Below are 16848 nucleotides of genomic sequence, written 5' to 3'. Positions count from 1 at the left end.
CGCCGCAGGCGCGGCGCCGTTGGTGCGGCGTGATGCTATCTTACTTAGATATTGCTGTCGATGAAAGAGGTCAGCTGGCCTTTTGCCATTGCGCCAACCTTTTGCGCGGCGGCGACGCCGTTCTTGAACAGGATCAGGGTCGGGATGCCGCGGATGCCGAACTTGGCGGGCACCGCCTGGTTCGAATCGACGTCCATCTTGGCGATCAGGATCTTGCCTTCGTATTCCTTGGCCACTTCTTCCAGGATCGGGGCGATGCTCTTGCAAGGACCACACCATTCGGCCCAGAAATCGACCAGCACTGGACGATCGGACTTCAGCACGTCTGCATCAAAAGAAGTATCGGTAATGTGTTTGATATTTTCGCTCATATATTCCTCAATCGAGGTCTGTGGGATCAATAACGCCTGGGGATTATGCCATGTTGTCTGCAATCGCCTTCAACGTTGCCGGTAACAGGCAGCAGATGGTGGCCGATTGCGCGAATTCAATGTCTTGGAATGGGATGGCAACAAGGTCGGCAGGCGGGGATGGCTGAAATAATAACCCATTTTTTAAAAATGTGCGGCAGATTGTCGAAACCCCCTAAACTATTTGCCATGATGGCCGGCCGGGCCCGGGCAGCGTGCTGCGGCGCGGTCCATCAGCGCGGCCAGCGTGTCGAGCCCCAGCGGCTTGGCGCAGGCGTCGAGGATCGCCAGTCCCTGCGCCTCGGCCAGCCGGGCGGCGGTCTTGAGCACGGCGCCGTCCACGCCCGACAGCAGCACCACGCAGCCGGCATATTGCTGCGCCGCCGCAAGGCGCAGGAAGTCGATGCCGTCCATCACCGGCATCGACAGGTCGCAGATCAGCAGCTCGGGCGGGCGCAGGCGCAGCTCGATCAGCGCCCGGCGGCCGTCGGTTTCCCGTATCACCTCGTGCGGCCCGAAGCCGCCGATCATGTCGGCCAGCAGTTCCAGCATGAACGCGTCGTCATCCAGCAGCAGTACCCGCATGCGCTTCCTTGGTGTGTCAGCCCGGCGGCTCAATTGTCGTCGGCGAAGGTGGTGTTGGTCATGATTTGTTCGGTGATGCGTTCCAGCAGCGGCCACAGTTTCTGCAGCACGGCCTGGGCCCGCAGCGCGTTGTCGGCGTCGCTGGCCTCGGGCGGCAGCTGCTCCATCTGCAGCATCAGCTCGCCCATCCCCAGCGCGCCGACGGTGCGCGCCGGCGACTTGAGCCGGTGGCCCAGCTCGCGCAGCGCGGCCAGGTCGCCGCGCCCCAGCGCCGTCTCCATCTGGTTCAGGCCATCCTGCGTATTATGCAAGAACTTGAACGCGAACTTGCGCACCTTGTGGGGATGATATCCCAGCAGCTTGGCGAGGATGGATAAATCGATCACCGCCGGGTCGCCGCCCAGCGTGGTCTTGAACGCCGGCCGCGCCGGCGCCGGCGGCGCCTCGCGCGGCGCGCCTTCCGCGCGCTCCGGCAGCCAGTTGGCGATGGTCTGGTACATCAGCGCCGGCTGGATCGGCTTGGAGATGAAATCGTCCATGCCGGCCTCGATGCAGCGCACCCGGTCCTCGCTGGTGGCGGTGGCGGTCATGGCCAGCACCCGCATGTCGGCCAGGCGCGGATCGGCGCGGATGCGGCGGGTCGCCTCGAGGCCGTCCATCAGCGGCATCTGCACGTCCATCAGCACGCAGTCGAAGGCGGTCTGGCGCAGCAGTTCCAGCGCCTCCATGCCGTTGGCCGCCAGGCACACCGAGGAGCCCACTTCCTCCAGCATCTCCAGCGCGATCTGCTGGTTGAAGGTGTTGTCCTCGACCAGCAGGATGCGGGCGTTCTTCAGCGCCGCCATGACGGCGGCGCTGCGCGAGGAGGCCAGCAGCTCGGCGGCGGCGTCCTTGACGCGGTCGATCAGCGCCGGCACCGTGGCGCTGCTGATGCCCAGGCGCGCGGTGAACCAGAAGGTGCTGCCCTGGCCCGGCCGGCTGCGCACGCCGACCTCGCCGCCCATCAGCTGCGCCAGCTGCTTGCAGATCGCCAGGCCGAGGCCGGTGCCGCCGTATTCGCGGGTGGTCGAGGTGTCGGCCTGCTGGAACGACTGGAACAGCTTGTCGATCTCGGCCTCCGACAGGCCGATGCCGCAGTCGCTCACCTCAAAGCGCAGCAGGCAGCCGTGGGCGTCGCCGACCACCTGGCGCACCCGCACTTCGATGCGGCCCTTTTCGCTGAACTTGATGGCGTTGTTGGCGTAGTTGATCAGCACCTGGCCGAGCCGCAGCGGATCGCCGCGCAGCACCCTGGGCAGGGTCGGATCGAGATCGTAGACCAGTTCCAGATCGCGGCTGGCCGCCTTCGGCGCCACCACTGTGGTCAGGGTCTGGATCACGTGGTCGAGCGCGAAGTCGACCTGCTCGATTTCCAGCTTGCCGGCCTCGATCTTGGAGATGTCGAGGATGTCGTCGATGATGCCCAGCAGGTGCTCGCCGGCGAAGCGGATCTTTTCCAGGTAGTCGCGCTGGCGCGGATCGAGCTCGGTCTTGAGCGCCAGGTAGGCCATGCCGATCACGCCGTTCATCGGCGTGCGGATCTCGTGGCTCATGTTGGCCAGGAACTGGCCCTTGGTCTGGTTGGCTTCCTCGGCCACCTGGCGCGCGTGTTCCAGCTCGCCGGTGCGGATCGCCACCCGTTCCTCCAGGTGTTCGTTCAGTTCGCGCAGCGCATCCTCGCCGCGCTTGCGGTCGGTGATGTCGGTCAGGCTGGCCACCACCAGCTGCACCGCGCCCGACTGGTCGGGGATCGGTTCGGCGTTGACCGACAGCCAGTGCCGCGCGCCGTCCGGCCGGGCCAGGCCCATCACCACGTCGCGCACCGAGATGCCGGTCACCAGCGCCAGGCGCACCGGATGGCTGGCGCCGTCGTAGGGCGTGCCGTCCTCGCGCACGCCCTGCCACAGGCCGTCGCCGGCCAGGTCCTCGGTATGCGCCAGCATGCGCGCGGCGGCCGCGTTGCGCTCGATGACCGCGCCGTGGCCGTCGACCATCACCAGGCCGTTGGTGACGGCGTTGAAGATCGAGGCCAGGCGCTGGCTGGAGTCGCGCAGCGCGCCCTCGGCCTGGCGGCGCGCGGTGATATCGGTCAGCATGGCCAGCGTGCCGGCGTAGTGGCCGGCGTCGGAGTTGATCACGGTGGTCGACAGCAGGCACCAGACGCTGCTGCCGTCGCGCCGCAGGAAGCAGACGTCGCCCTGGCTGGCCTCGCCCGACAGGCGGTGCTGCAGGTGCTGCTTGAGCAGCGCGCGGCCGGCGTCGTCCATGAAGTCGGTCATGGCGCGGCCCATCATCTGCTCGACCTCGTAGTCCAGCATCTGCGCCAGCGTCGGATTGACGAAGGTGGTGCGGTCGTCGGCGTTGGTCATCCAGATGCCTTCGGCGGCGGTCTGCACGATCTGGCGGTAGCGCTCGGAGCTGGCCTGCAGCGCTTCCTCGGCGCGCTGGCGCTGGGTCATGTCGCGCAGCGTCATGATGACCAGGTCCTGGCCGGCCAGCTCCACCGGCGAGATGTGCACCATGGCCGGGAAGCTGCTGCCGTCGGCGCGGATCGCGCACAGCACGCGGCCCGGCAGGTTGGGGCGCGAGAACAGTTCGCGCGCGCGGCCGTTGCTGCGCATCGCTTCCGGCGCCAGCTGCTCGACCGAGCGGCCGGTCATCGCGCCTTCGTAGCCGAAGCAGCGGGCGCAGGCCGGATTGGCGTGGCGCACGCGCCCGCCCTTGTCGGCGATCAGCGCCGCGCCGGGCGTGGCGTCGACCACGGCCCACATGCGCGCCTCCTCGGCGGCCGCGCGCTCGCTGATGTCGGCCATGGTGCCGGCGGCGCGCAGCGGCCGGCCGGCGGCGTCGCGCTCGATGATCATGCCGCGCGCCAGCACCGACTTCCAGCTGCCGTCGCCGGCGCGCATGCGGTGCTCGCTGCGGATTTGGCCGCTGTCGCCGCCGCTGCTGGCCAGGTAGTCGCGGATGGTGCGCTCGACGCGGGCGCGGTCGTCCGGGTGCACGTAGGTCTGCCATTCCTCCAGCGTGGGATGGAACGCGCCGGGGTCGTAGCCCAGCAGCTCGCAGTAGCGCGGCGACAGCTTGAGCGTGCCGCTGTCGATGCGCCATTCCCACATGCCGGCGCCGGAGCCCTCCAGCGCGAAGCCGGCCATGCGTTCGGCGCTGCCCAACTCCGCGCGCGCCGCCCGCAGCGCCGCGGCCTGCCGGCGCAAGCGCCAGGCGCCGGTCAGCGATACCAGCAACAGCAGCCCGCCCAGCATGGCGCCGCTGTAGCGCAGCAGCGCGCTGTCGGCCGGCGGCTGGTACAGGAAGCCGTCCAGCTTGAAATCGGCCGGCAGCATGCCCTGTTCGCTGTAGGCGAGGGCCAGCGCGCGCCAGCGCTCCGGGTTGCTGTAGCCCAGCTCGATCAAGCCCTGTTCCAGCAGCGGCGCGGTGCGCTGGGCCTCGAACATCAGGTGTTCGCGGCTGTGGCGCTCGGGGTAGCGGGCCCGTATCAGGTCGGCGATCTCGCCCGGATGCGCCATCGCATAGCGCCAGCCGCGCAGCGTGGCCTCGCGCAGCGCCTGGGCGCGCGCCGGATGCTCGCGCAATTCGCTCTCGGTGGTGTACAGCACGTCGCCGTAGAAATCCAGGCCCTGGCTGCGCGGCGACTGCAGTTCGTAGGACAGGTTGAGGCGGTCCAGCACATAGGGCGCCTCGGTGACGTAGGCCGACATCGCCTCGACCCGGCCCTCGGCCAGGTCGTCGAAGCTGGAGCTGTGGGCGACCTGGTGCAGGGTGTCGAGGCGCACGCCCTGCTGCTTCAGCATGACCGTCAGTTCCGTGTCGCTCGGCGCCAGCATGACGCGGCTGCCGGGCCAGGGGACCGGCTTGCCGTCGGCGCCGAGGCGGCGCAGCAGCACCGCGGCCGAATGCTGGAACACCGAGGCCAGCACCACCACCGGCTGGCCCATGCCGCGCGCCAGCAGCAGCGTGCTGTTGCCGACGCCGTACTGGGCGCGGCCGTCGACGACGTTTTGCAGCGGATCCTGGCTGGGACGTGCTTCGAGCAGCGTCACGTCGAGGCCGGCGTCGCGGTAGTAGCCCTGGTCCTGCGCGGCGTAGTAGCCGGCGAACTGGAACTGGTGCCGCCATTTGAGCTGGAGCGAGACTTTTTCCGCCGCCGCCGCAGGCTGCAGGCCGCAGGCCAGAACGAGCGCGCAGGCCGTCAGCCTGAGCGGCAGGCGGTGCCAGGAACCCTGGCGAAGGCGCGGACGGCAGTGAAACAAGAGCTTCCCTTTCGGTCGACATTGCAGTGCTTGCTGTATCCAAGCAACTATAGCATCGAAGTTTTGGCGGTAGTCGAGAAAGTGAACCGGACGCGATTGCGACGCCGGTTCGCGCAAAAGAACGCCGGAATTAACAATCGGGACCGGATTCCGTGACAATCGGTGAGAATGCCCGGCGCCGGCGGAGGCCGGGGTGGCTTGCGGTGTGCTAGCCGGCCGCCTACTGGTTGAAGCTGCCGGCGAACTGGTAGCGGTGGCCGGGATGCCACATGGTGGCGATCGAGGCGATCTGGCCGCCGGAGCGGGTCTGGCGCTTGAGCACCAGGCAGGCTTGCCTGGTGTCGATGGCCAGCATCTCGGCGATGTCGCGTGGGGCCGCCAGCGCTTCGATGCTGTAGGTGGCGCCCTGCAGCGGCGCCGCCTTCATCAGGTATTCGTTGGGCGTGATGCTGGCGTAGTCCTGCTCCATGTAGTCGGGCGCGCACAGCGGATTGGCCCAGCGGTCCTCGACCTGGATCGGCACGCCGTTCTCGAAGTGGACGATCACCGAGTGGAACAGCGTGTGGCCGGCCGGCAGCTCGAACTGCTTGGCCATCAGTTCGCTGGCCTTGACGCGCTCCAGCTGCTGCAGGCTGCTGCGGTGGGCGTGGCCGCGCGCGCGGATCTCGTCGGCGATGGATTTGATCTCCAGCAGCGTGGCCTGGTATTTTTGCTGGGCGACGTAGGTGCCGGAGCCCTGGCGGCGGGTGAGTACTTGCTCCGCCGTCAGCTCGCGCACGGCGCGGTTGACGGTCATGCGGGAGACGCCGAACTGCTTGACCAGCGCCTGTTCGGAAGGGATCACGTCGCCTTCCTTCCAGGTGCCGGCGGCGATTTCCGCCAGCAGGTAATCCTTGATGCGCTGGAAAATAGGGGTGCTGTCTTGTGGTGCTTGATCGTCCAAACGGCTTCTCCGAGGGCACGCCTCCGCAGGCGGCAGAGCGGGCATTTTAGCATCGCAATGCTTGCCTGTTGAACATCTTTACGCGGTTTTGTGGCGGCGGCCTTACAATTCAAAAGCAAGAGGCGGAGTGTGTGTCCAGGCGTCGATGAATAAGATGGCCTCATTCCAATCAAACCATGGAGTTCGAGATGGGCAACGAGATAGACAAGACGGCCAACAAGGCGGTGCGGCAGGCTAGCTACGGCAGCGACGAGTCGCGCTGGGCCGCCGTGCGGCAACGCGACGCCGGCGCCGACGGCGTGTTCTGGTATTCGGTGCGCAGCACCGGCGTGTATTGCCGTCCATCGTGCGGCGCGCGCCCGGCCTTGCGCAAGAACGTGGCTTTCCACGGCAGCCGCGAGGAGGCCGAGGCGGCGGGTTTCCGGCCCTGCATGCGCTGCAAGCCGGAGCAGCCGCCGCTGGCCGAGCGCCAGGCCGCCATCGTGGCCCAGGCCTGCCGCCTGATCGATGGCGCCGAGGAGGCGCCGGACCTGGACAGCCTGGCGGCGGCGGTGGGCGTGAGCCGCTTTCATTTCCACCGCATGTTCAAGGCGGTGACGGGGATTACGCCGAAAGCCTACGCCAACGCCCAGCGCGCGCGCCGCATGCAGGCCGGGCTGGCGCAGGAGGCGTCGGTGACGGAGGCGATTTATGCGTCCGGCTTTAATTCAAGCGGACGCTTTTACGCGCAGACGCCCGCGGTGCTGGGCATGACGCCGACAGCCTTCCGCGCCGGCGGCAAGGGCGCGCAGATACGCTTCGCCATCGGCGCCTGTTCGCTGGGCGCGATCCTGGTGGCCAGCACGGAGCAGGGCATCTGCGCGATCCTGATCGACGACGATCCCGACCTGCTGGTGCGCGACCTGCAGGACCGCTTCCCCAAGGCGGAGCTGATCGGCGCGGAGCCGGCGTACGAACAGGTGGTGTCGCGCGTGGTCGGGCTGGTCGAGCGGCCGGAGATCGGACTGGACTTGCCGCTCGATGTGCGCGGCACGGCGTTCCAGCAGCGCGTGTGGCAGGCGCTGCGCGAGATCCCGGCCGGGTGCACGGTCAGCTATGCCGAGCTGGCGGAGCTGGTCGGCCTGCCCAAGGGCGCGCGCGCCGTGGCCGGGGCGTGCGCGGCCAACGCGCTGGCGGTGGCGATACCGTGCCACCGCGTGGTGCGTAACGATGGTTCGATCTCCGGCTACCGCTGGGGCGTGGACCGCAAGGCCGCGCTGCTGGACCGGGAGGCGGGTCAATGAAGAACGGCGAGTTCGATTTCAGCGACGGCGCGGCCGCGCGCAAGCCGCGCAGGACGCCGCCGGTGAGCGTCGCTCCCGCCCCTTCCGCCGCGCCTGCGGATGCGCCCGACGCCGCCGCCATCGCGCAGGCGCAGGCCAGCGCCCGCAAGCTGGTCGCGGCGTCGGCCGGCATCGGCGTGCACGTGGCGGGGCTGGACTGGCAAGCCATCGCCGATGAGCTGAACGCGCACGGCTACGCCATCGTTCCCGGCATGTTGACCGCCGACGAATGCGCAGCGCTGGCCGCGCAATACGCCCAGCCGCAGCTGTACCGCAGCCGCGTGGTGATGGCGCAGCACGGCTTCGGCAGCGGCGAATACCAGTACTTCCGCTATCCGCTGCCGTCGATGATCTCGGCGCTGCGGCAGTCGCTGTATGGCCCGCTGGCCGCCATCGCCAATCACTGGCACGAGGTGATGGACATGGAAGCGCGCTTTCCGCCCGACCACGCCGACTTCCTGGCGCGCTGCCATGCCGCCGGCCAGACGCGGCCCACGCCGCTGATGCTGCAATACGGCAGCGGCGACTACAACTGCCTGCACCAGGACCTGTACGGCGAGCACGTCTTCCCGCTGCAGGCGGCGATCCTGCTGAGCGAACCGGGCAAGGATTTCGAGGGTGGGGAGTTCGTGCTGACCGAGCAGCGCCCGCGCATGCAGTCGCGGGTGGAGGTGGTGCCGCTCAAGCGCGGCGACATGGTCATCTTCCCCGTCAACCACCGCCCCGCGCAGGGCACGCGCGGCGTCTACCGGGTCGCCATGCGGCACGGCGTCAGCCGGCTGCGCGCCGGGGCGCGCCATACGCTGGGGATTATCTTCCACGACGCGAACTAGATCATTTGGTCCATAATACGGGTATTCACCATTCCAAGGAATACCCGTGGCAAGGCAAAGAGAGTTCGACCGCATCGACACATTGAACAAAGCGCTGGAAGTGTTCTGGCAAAAAGGCTATGCCGCGACCTCCACCGCCGACCTGCTGGAAGCGATGCAGATCGGCCGGCAAAGCATGTACGATACCTTCGGCGACAAGTACTCGCTCTACCTGGAAGCGTTGCGGCAATATTGCGACACCAGTACCGTCGAGCTGCTGCGCGGCCTGAAAGGCGACAGCGCGCTCGGCGCCATCGACAATATGCTGCAGGCTTTTGCCTCGCGGCCCAAGCGCGACAACGCCAAGGGTTGCATGGGCGTCAATGCGGTCTGCGAATTCGGCACCAGCGACGCCGGCATCAACGCCCTGCACCATAGCAGCGGGGCGCAGGTCAACGACGCCGTCGAGCGCATGCTGCGGGCCGCCGCGGCCGCCGGGGAAATCCCGGCCGGCACCGATATCCAGCAGGCGGCCGCCTTCGTTGTCGCCACGCTGTCCGGCATGAAGGTATGCGCCAAGGCCGGCGGCAGCATCGCGACGCTGCGCGCAATTGCCAAATTCGCCATCCAGGGATTGCGCGGCGGCTGAAACTTATCACGGAATTTTTTACTTGACTGATTGATCCAGTAAGCCTACCATGCGATCTATTCTGGACTATTCGATCCAGAAATAACCCATGAAAGGCATTCCCATGACTACCTCATTGAACAACAAAGTTGCGCTGGTTACCGGCGGCGCGCGCGGCATCGGCGCGGCTACCGTGAAGCGCCTGGCACAGGACGGCGCGGCAGTGGCGTTCACCTATGTCTCTTCGCCCGGCAAGGCGAACGACCTGGCGGCCACCATCAACGCCGCCGGCGGCAAGGCGCTGGCGATCCAGGCCGACAGCGCCGATCCCGCCGCGCTGCAGGCGGCGGTCGAGCGGACGGTGGCGCATTTCGGCGCGCTGGATATCCTGGTCAACAGCGCCGGCATCCTGCAACTGGCGCCGATCGAGGACTTTGCGTTGGCGGATTTCGACCGCATGGTGGACGTCAACGTGCGCGCCGTGTTTGTCGCCGTGCAGGCGGCGGCCAAACACATGAAGGAGGGCGGGCGCATCGTCACCATCGGCAGCGTGGCCGGCGTGCGGGTCGGTTTCTCCGGATCGGGCGTTTATTCGATGACCAAGGCGGCGGTGGCGACACTGGTGCGCGGCATGGCGATCGACCTGGCGCCGCGCGGCATCACCGTCAACAACGTCCAGCCGGGTCCTATCGAGACGGATATGAATCCGCCCGATGCGCCTTACATCGACCACGTGCGCGCGCTGATTCCGCTGGGCCGCTTCGGCCAGCCGGGCGATGTGGCGGGGATGGTGGCCTACCTGGCCGGCGAAGAGGCAGGCTTCATCACCGGCGCCAGCTTCTCCGTGGATGGCGGCTATACCGCCTGAACGCTCTTCTGCGTTTGATACAGGCGGGCGTAGATGCCGTTCCGCGCCAGCAGCGCATCGTGGCTGCCGACTTCGGCGATGCGGCCGCCGTCCAGCACCACGATGCGGTCGGCGTTCTCGATGGTCGACAGGCGGTGCGCGATGACCACCGTGGTGCGGCCCTGCATCAGCACTTCCAACGCCGCCTGCACCAGCCGTTCGGATTCGGTATCGAGCGCGCTGGTGGCTTCGTCCAGGATCAGGATGGGCGCATTCTTGTAAAGCGCGCGGGCGATCGCCAGGCGCTGGCGCTGGCCGCCGGACAGGCGCAAGCCGTTTTCCCCCACCTCCGTCAGATAGCCCTGCGGCATGCGGACGATGAACTCGTGCGCGTGCGCGGCGCGCGCCGCCTCCTCGACGCGCTGCAGCGACGGTTCCGGATCGCCGTAGGCGATGTTGGCCGCCAGCGTATCGTTGAACAGCACCACGTCCTGGCTGACCAGGGCGATCTGCCGGCGCAGCGACGCCATCGTGTACTCGCGCAGGTCGGTGCCATCGAGCTTGATGCTGCCCGAGCCGACGTCGTAGAAGCGCGGCAGCAGGCCGGCCAGCGTGGTCTTGCCGCTGCCGGAGCTGCCCACCAGCGCCACCGTCTCGCCGGCCGCGATGTCGAGCGAGACGCGGTCCAGCGCCGGACGCGCATCGGGATCGGCGGTGTAGTGGAAGCTCACGTCTTCCAGCGATAAACGGCCTTCGGCGCGCTCCAGTTTTTTCGTGCCCAGGTCTGCTTCCGCTTCCGTATCGATCAGGTTGAACACCGATTCGGCGGCGGCCAGGCCTTTTTGCATCGGCTCGTTAATCTTGGTCAGGTTCTTGATCGGCGACTGCATTGCCATGAGCGCCGACATGAAAGTGACGAAGTCGCCCGGCGACAGCGCGCCGGCCTGGTTGCGCAGCAGCGCGAAGTAAATCACCGACGACAGCGTGGCGCCGATCAGCAGCATGATGATGCCGGAGTTGAGCGCCGACGTCGCCGCGTGCTTGACCGCCAGCTGGCGGTTCAGCTTCACGACCTGGTCGAAGCGGGTCTGCTCGTATTTTTGGCCGCCGAAGATCTTCACCACGCGCTGGCCGCTGATGCTCTCGTCCAGCACATTGGTCAGCTCGCCCATCGCGGACTGCGCGCTCTTGCTCAGGTGGCGCATGCGGCGGCCGGCAAGGGTGACGATGAGGGCCACCAGCGGCAGCAGGCCAAGGCAAAACACCGCCAGCTGCCAGTCGAAGATGAACAGCGTGGCCAGGTAGCCGATGGTCTGGACCGAATCGCGGACCGCGACGTTGACCACGGTCAGGCCGGCCTGCGCCACCTGGGCGGCGTCGAAGGCCACGCGCGACAGCGTGGTGCCGGTGGAGGATTGGTCGAAGAAGCCGTTCGGCAGGCGCATGATGCGGGCGAACATGGTCTCGCGCAGGTTGGCCTGGACGCGGCTGCTCAGCCACGCGGCGCCGTATTCGCCGACGAAACTGGAAAACATGCGCATCACGGCCAGGCCGAAGATCACGGCCGGAATCGACCATATTGCCACCTTGCCCGGGTCCTTGGGCAGCAGATGGCCCAGCCATTCCCGCACCTCGGCCACCATGCCGGTGGCCGGCGGACGGATACCGGTCAGGCTGTGCGGAGATGCCAGCGCATCGATTACGATCTGCAGTTGGCTGATCAGCAGCACGTCGGTGGCCGCGGCCAAGCCTACCGCGAACAGGGTGACGGCCGCGATCCAGGCATAAGGGCGGAACTCTTTGAGCAAGCGTAGGTAAAGGAGGCGGCTGGACACGTGATTGTGGTTTTAAAGCGGCGAAGCCTGCATTGTACCCGTCCTGACGGTCAAAACCGCCATGCCGGGGCGGGTTTGCGGCAGAGTTCGATTGACCACGGCCCAAACTTCGCTACACTCTGAATCTTGCTTCCGAATGGAGATATCGATGCGCACTGCCCCTTTTAAGTCTTCCCCGCTGGCCGCCGCCGTGACGCTGGCGCTGTCGGCATGCCTGCTGCCGGCGCAAGCCGACACCATCATCGACCACGCCAACGGCTACACGCTGAACGCGGCCGGCCAGCTGCAGCGCTTTACCTCGCTGGCTTTCGATGACCTGGGCCGCATCGTCGCGGTGGGCAGCGAACGGGAGACGGCGGCCGCGCTGCCGAAGGCGGAGCACATCGACGTGCAGGGCAAAACCCTGCTGCCAGGGCTGATCGACGCCCATGGCCACGTGTTCGAGCTGGGCGAGATCGCCTCCGGCGTGGAGCTGTACAGCTCCACCTCACTGAACGGCGCGGTGCGCGCGGTGGCGGAATTCAGCAGGTCGCATCCGAAGAAGGCCTGGGTGATCGGCTTCGGCTGGAACCAGGAGATCTGGAAGCTGGGCCGCTTCCCGACCGCCGCCGAGCTGGATGCGGTGGTCAACGACCGCCCGGTGCTGCTGCACCGGGTCGACGGCCATGCCGTCTGGGTCAACACCAAGGCGCTGGAGATGGCCGGCATCACGCGCGATACGCAGGATCCGTCGGGCGGCAAGATCGAGCGTGACGCCGGCGGCAGGCCCACCGGCGTGCTGGTGGACGCCGCGATGGAGCTGGTCAACAAGGTGGTGCCGCTGCCGACGCCGGCCGAAGCGCGCGCCACGCTGGATGTGGCGCTGACGTCGCTGTCCAGGGTCGGCCTGACCAGCGTGCACGACGCGGGCATCCGGGTGGTGCAGGACGACCTGTATCGCGACTATGCCGACCACGGCAAGCTGACCACCCGCGTCTACGCGATGATCGGTGATACGGCCGGCGATTTCGACGAGCTGTCCAAGGAAGGCCCGCTCAAGTCCTATGCCAACGACGTGTATGCGCTGGCCGCCGTCAAGCTGTACTCGGACGGCGCGCTGGGCAGCCGCGGCGCCGCGTTGCTGGCGCCGTACACCGACATGCCGTCGACCAAGGGCCTGCTGTTCTATCCGAACGAGGAAATGCTGGCCAAGATGAACAAGGCCATGAAGGCGGGCTACCAGGTCAACATCCACGCCATCGGCGACGCCGGCAACCGTCAGATCCTCGACGCCTACGCGAAGCTGATCCCTCAATACAACAACGTCGGCCTGCGGCATCGCATCGAACACGCGCAGGTGGTGGCGGTGGAGGACATCCCGCGCTTCAAGCTGCTGGGCGTGGTCCCGTCGATGCAGCCGACCCACGCGACGTCGGACCAGAACATGGCCGAGCAGCGCGTCGGCCACGACCGCATCAAGGGTGCCTATGCGTGGCGCACCTTCCTCGACCAGGGCTCGAAGATCGCCTGCGGTTCAGACTTCCCGATCGAATCGCCGAATCCGTTCGAGGGCATCCACGCCGCCGTCACGCGCCAGAACAACGCCGGCGTGCCGGTGGGCGGCTGGTACAAGAACCAGGCGATGACGCTGAACGAAGCCTTCCGCTGCTTCACGCTGGACGCCGCCTACGCCGCGCACCAGGAAAACGTCATCGGCTCGCTGGAGCCGGGCAAGTGGGCCGACTTCATCCTGGTCGACCGCGACATGTTCAAGATCCCCGCCGAGCAGATCGGCAAAACCACCGTGCTGCAAACCTGGATGGGCGGGAAGCGGGTGTATAAGAAGTAAGACAGGAACGGAGGGCCAGCAAGCGCAATTCCGACGCACGCAGGTGCGTCAGCTGGCGCGTCAGATGCGGCGTGGATCAAGGTGCCGAATGGTCCGTACGCTTTTAAGTGACTATCGTTTTGCCTTTCTTGTGTTCTCAGTTTTTTCAAGCAGCGCCACAATTGAAGGCGGCGAGGCCACATTTTTTGCATAGCCCAACACGTTGCGCTTGTAGTTGTTGGTAATGCTAGGGTCAGCGCCAGCTTTCAAGAGAAATGAAACCACCTCCGAGTTTTCTCCCATAACTGCATTAAAAAGCGGAGTCGCTCCTTGATCGCCTTTGGCATTTATATTCGCACCTGCGGCGACAAGTGTTTTCACTGCCTCCAGATCCCCCCAGCTGCAAACCGTATGCAGCACGGTATCCTCCATAAAATTTCGTTGATTAAAATCCTTTATCTCGATGCCATACCAAGCGCCTGTCTGAGAGCAAAGGCTATAAATTTCTTCAATGGTTTTCATTTTTGTGGGCGCGTATGGTATTGGCGGCACTGTTCGATCGTCAACTTTTTCGTGTGTACAAGAAACTCAAGCCATTCATCGAAGTGCGGACTCAAGGAATTCAATTCCTGTCTGGATACGTTCAGGTTCAGAATCGATCCAATAACTGTCTGTTGCACACCATTCCAGAAAATGGACTAGGCAAGCAATCTGATCTTGGTTCAATAGCGAAATTCGGCGCAGAGTATCGTCTTTGAACGTCGGGTGGGGACTCAACGCATAAATCAATGAGGCCGGCTCTACCCGACTAAATTGCTGGGCTGTCTCGGACCAGCAGAATTTCAAATATTGGGCAGTATCCACCGCGTGGCTTTGGCCGACAAGACGGGAAGGGGCCGCCGTTTTCGCACCCGCAACTGGCGCCGAGCGAATCGGGGCGCTGCATGCAAATGTATACGCCACGCGCCCTTTATTCCCGGGCTCTTTTGACTCAAGGCAACAAATTCAGGCCCGATGAGAAGTAAAAATGTTTGCAGTTTTTCGTGATTAATTCAAGTACTTACATGCGAAAATCGCGAAAAGTGCAGCGTGCGTAATGTGTGTGTTTCTAACGGGGTGCGGGTCCACCCGCGTTTGGCAAAAATGCGTTGGCGCTAGCCAAGGCCGATGGCTATCAGTTTTACGAAGAAATGCTGGCGAGCGCAGAAATGGAAATTCGGGATTTCGGATGCGCGGCGCTGGCGGCGCCGCGCATCTGCTCCCTCGGTCAGCTAGTGGAGAACGTCACTGCAGATGATCGATGTCGATCACCGCATCCACAAAGCCAGCAAATTCCGCCATTGAGGAGGGAATGATGATCGAAGGTACGAACGGAGACGAGCACGATACGGCCCGTCATCAACTGACGCTAATCGCCGCATCCTATGCCGCCTGTTCGCCCCGGCCGCTGCATATGTAATCAGCTTTTTCCAATATCGTCAGAAAATCTCCCATTGGAAGCCGCACTGACCAAATCAGAAATCCTAAGTGGACATAACTTTGCAGATTTCTCTTTGGTGAACAGCTCAACAAAAAACGCTATTGGGCCGCTTGCCGCTTCCGCACCAAAAAATTTCTGAAAATCAAAGCCTTCTAGGCTGACATTAAACTGTGCTGCAAATCCATTGATCAAGTCGGATGCGTCGTCTCCATCTACGCCCAAGTCATGAAAAAGACTTTTACTTAACGTGATTTTTTCGACAGGTGTAGAGCGCGCAGCAGCAACATATTCTCTTACAGCGTTCGCGATCACCGCACTACTTGACGGTACAGTTTTCATTCTTAATACATTCCTTAATGCAAGCCGCATATTGGGATACGTCGTTGGCAATGATGCCCCAACCAATAAATGGTGCCCAACGCCCAAGAACACGTCCAAGTACATTTGACGTCGCCAATGGTTTTGCCGTTGTCGGCGCAGGCGCAGCCATGGGCAACTTCTGCGGAAGCGCTTTCGACAAGCCCTTCGAAATTGGTGAAGTACCTGCCGATGCTCCTTTGGGCGAAAAATTCTTTGGAATCGTTGGCTGTCCGCCGACCCCTAACCGGCCAAGATCGGCCTTGAGCACATCTTCCGCCATGCGCAGCTCGATCGCCGCCTGGGCAATATAGCTAGCCCGCGCCCGCGCGTTGTACAGATCAAAAGTGTCGACGTGAAAGGCGTCGCCGTGCGAAGCCAGCACGTTTACCTTCAGCACATCGTAGGCCAGGTTCTTGGACAGTCCGCGCACCCGGTAGCGCCGCTCGCCGAAAGCCAGCACCACCTCGTTGTCCTTCACCTCGGCCTCGATGGCGAACGCGGGCGCGGGCATGGGCGACGCCGGCAGCGGCTCCGGCGCGACCGGCTCCGGCTCTTCTTTAGCGGCTAAAGGAAGAACGCTCATTGGCGCGGCTGCCGGCACGGGCGATGGTTGGGCCGGCGCTTCGCCGTTGCCCATCCAGACCGCCTTGCGGATCAACGCACCCAGGCTCTTGCTGGCCGGCTGCACCTTCAGGGCGTATTCGTTCGCATCCATCCCTTTCGGGAACACGATCCGGTAGCACTCGATACCGCACGCCAGCAAACGCTCGGCCAACCCTGGAAGCGCTGGTGAGGTTGGCCAAGGTCTTGCACCTGAGCCTGGACATGCTGGTCTTCGACGAAGCCGAGCGTGGACCATCGGACGACCTGGCCCTGCAGTTCGAGGCGGTGAGCAATATGCCCGACGAGGAGCGCCGCATCATCAAGGCACTCCTGGACGGCATGATCATCAAGTACCAGACCAAGCAGATGATGGGGAATTTGAGCAGCTGACGCTGCGGTGGGTTTTCCTCTTAGCCGCTAAAAAAAAGAAGCCGTACCCGGAACCCGCGCGCGAAGCAGCGGGTTGGGGACGGCTTTTTTTGTTTAAGAAGAACGTCGGCGGCGGCAGGCGATTACACGGACCGCCCGCAACTGCGGGCTTTCTAACCAGCTGCACCGCCGCTACATTGCATCTTCGGTGAGTGGTTCATTTCCCAAAGTAGGACTCTGCTTTAGCTGTCCTTTTGCTTACCGTGACGTACAGTTCAGAACCAGGTCTTGGTATCTGATCTTCATCTTCGACTACAAAAACCCAATCCTTATTATTGTCCTCAAGCAGGCGTACTGAAATATTCTTGGCTACCCCGTTAGATCGTTTCCGGAATTCCTTGATCGCGACCTTCTCGGCTTTACTCACAGCCATTCGTGACTCTCGCTGAATGGCGCCGTCGACTTTAGGCGCCGCTGAAGCTGCATCACTTAAGACCGCCAACACGAAGCTGGAAATTACCAATATCACTTTCATCC

15 protein-coding genes and 1 pseudogene are annotated in these 16848 nt (G+C 64.5%); 7 read left to right on the top strand and 9 right to left on the bottom strand.

Annotated elements, in window-relative coordinates; translation table 11 throughout:
• Positions 1-44: 44 nt before the first annotated feature.
• The 4 genes from trxA to hutC form a co-directional block, all read right to left on the bottom strand.
• Positions 45-371 carry a thioredoxin TrxA gene (gene trxA, locus ACEN9F_RS15570; RefSeq protein ID WP_413421020.1) on the bottom strand — a complete coding sequence of 109 codons (327 nt, stop codon included), beginning with the start codon at positions 369-371 and terminating at the stop codon, positions 45-47.
• Positions 372-590: 219 nt separating this feature from the next.
• On the bottom strand, positions 591-995 hold the full coding sequence (locus ACEN9F_RS15565; RefSeq protein WP_413421018.1) for a response regulator: 405 nt from the start codon (positions 993-995) through the stop codon (positions 591-593).
• A 29-nt stretch (positions 996-1024) separates the two neighbouring features.
• Complete coding sequence (locus ACEN9F_RS15560) at positions 1025-5305, bottom strand: PAS domain S-box protein (protein ID WP_413421016.1); 4281 nt, start codon at positions 5303-5305, stop codon at positions 1025-1027.
• A gap of 220 nt (positions 5306-5525) precedes the next feature.
• Complete coding sequence (hutC, locus tag ACEN9F_RS15555; protein ID WP_413421014.1) at positions 5526-6248, bottom strand: histidine utilization repressor; 723 nt, start codon at positions 6246-6248, stop codon at positions 5526-5528.
• Between the two features lie 188 nt (positions 6249-6436).
• Between hutC and ada the strand changes: the two genes are divergently transcribed.
• The 4 genes from ada to ACEN9F_RS15535 all read left to right on the top strand — a co-directional run bounded on the left by ada (position 6437) and on the right by ACEN9F_RS15535 (position 9878).
• Positions 6437-7531 (top strand): bifunctional DNA-binding transcriptional regulator/O6-methylguanine-DNA methyltransferase Ada, encoded by a 1095-nt coding sequence (gene ada / locus ACEN9F_RS15550; protein ID WP_413421012.1) that lies wholly within the window; start codon positions 6437-6439, stop codon positions 7529-7531.
• Complete coding sequence (locus ACEN9F_RS15545; RefSeq protein WP_413421010.1) at positions 7528-8403, top strand: 2OG-Fe(II) oxygenase; 876 nt, start codon at positions 7528-7530, stop codon at positions 8401-8403. Before ada ends, ACEN9F_RS15545 begins: the two co-directional genes overlap by 4 nt.
• Before the next feature lie 46 nt (positions 8404-8449).
• Positions 8450-9031 (top strand): TetR/AcrR family transcriptional regulator, encoded by a 582-nt coding sequence (locus tag ACEN9F_RS15540; protein WP_413421008.1) that lies wholly within the window; start codon positions 8450-8452, stop codon positions 9029-9031.
• A 103-nt stretch (positions 9032-9134) separates the two neighbouring features.
• The gene (locus tag ACEN9F_RS15535; protein ID WP_413421006.1) at positions 9135-9878 is read left to right on the top strand and encodes a 3-oxoacyl-ACP reductase family protein; all 744 of its coding nucleotides are present in this window, start codon (positions 9135-9137) and stop codon (positions 9876-9878) included.
• Here the strand turns inward: ACEN9F_RS15535 and msbA are convergent.
• Entirely contained in the window at positions 9866-11692 is a 1827-nt protein-coding gene (msbA, locus tag ACEN9F_RS15530) for a lipid A export permease/ATP-binding protein MsbA (RefSeq protein ID WP_413421004.1), read from the bottom strand. The two genes, ACEN9F_RS15535 and msbA, sit on opposite strands and share 13 nt — an antisense overlap.
• 148 nt (positions 11693-11840) lie before the next feature.
• Between msbA and ACEN9F_RS15525 the strand changes: the two genes are divergently transcribed.
• The gene (locus tag ACEN9F_RS15525) at positions 11841-13520 is read left to right on the top strand and encodes an amidohydrolase (RefSeq protein ID WP_413421002.1); all 1680 of its coding nucleotides are present in this window, start codon (positions 11841-11843) and stop codon (positions 13518-13520) included.
• Between the two features lie 111 nt (positions 13521-13631).
• On the opposite strand, the gene ACEN9F_RS15520 is transcribed toward ACEN9F_RS15525, so the two are convergent.
• Positions 13632-14021, bottom strand: coding sequence for an ankyrin repeat domain-containing protein (locus tag ACEN9F_RS15520; RefSeq protein WP_413421000.1), 390 nt, complete (start codon positions 14019-14021; stop codon positions 13632-13634).
• Positions 14022-14799: 778 nt separating this feature from the next.
• Between ACEN9F_RS15520 and ACEN9F_RS15515 the strand changes: the two genes are divergently transcribed.
• The gene (locus tag ACEN9F_RS15515) at positions 14800-14958 is read left to right on the top strand and encodes a hypothetical protein (RefSeq protein ID WP_413420998.1); all 159 of its coding nucleotides are present in this window, start codon (positions 14800-14802) and stop codon (positions 14956-14958) included.
• Here ACEN9F_RS15515 and ACEN9F_RS15510 read toward each other — a convergent pair whose 3' ends face one another.
• Together ACEN9F_RS15510 and ACEN9F_RS15505 are read right to left on the bottom strand one after the other, a co-directional pair.
• Positions 14959-15318 carry a DUF1493 family protein gene (locus tag ACEN9F_RS15510; RefSeq protein ID WP_413420996.1) on the bottom strand — a complete coding sequence of 120 codons (360 nt, stop codon included), beginning with the start codon at positions 15316-15318 and terminating at the stop codon, positions 14959-14961.
• Complete coding sequence (locus tag ACEN9F_RS15505) at positions 15296-16114, bottom strand: hypothetical protein (protein ID WP_413427249.1); 819 nt, start codon at positions 16112-16114, stop codon at positions 15296-15298. The genes ACEN9F_RS15510 and ACEN9F_RS15505 overlap by 23 nt, the downstream gene beginning before the upstream one ends.
• Between ACEN9F_RS15505 and ACEN9F_RS15500 the strand changes: the two are divergent.
• Positions 16105-16332, top strand: a pseudogene (locus tag ACEN9F_RS15500) (RstR family transcriptional regulator); the annotation flags it as partial. The gene ACEN9F_RS15505 and the pseudogene ACEN9F_RS15500 sit on opposite strands and share 10 nt — an antisense overlap.
• 196 nt (positions 16333-16528) lie before the next feature.
• Here the strand turns inward: ACEN9F_RS15500 and ACEN9F_RS15495 are convergent.
• Positions 16529-16846 (bottom strand): hypothetical protein, encoded by a 318-nt coding sequence (locus tag ACEN9F_RS15495; RefSeq protein ID WP_413420994.1) that lies wholly within the window; start codon positions 16844-16846, stop codon positions 16529-16531.
• Between the last annotated feature and the right edge of the window lie 2 nt (positions 16847-16848).

Source organism: Duganella sp. CT11-25 (assembly GCF_047302815.1).
GTDB lineage: Bacteria > Pseudomonadota > Gammaproteobacteria > Burkholderiales > Burkholderiaceae_D > Rugamonas.
Note: the sequence above shows the minus strand (reverse complement) of the source record. Positions and strands in the feature narration are given on the sequence as shown.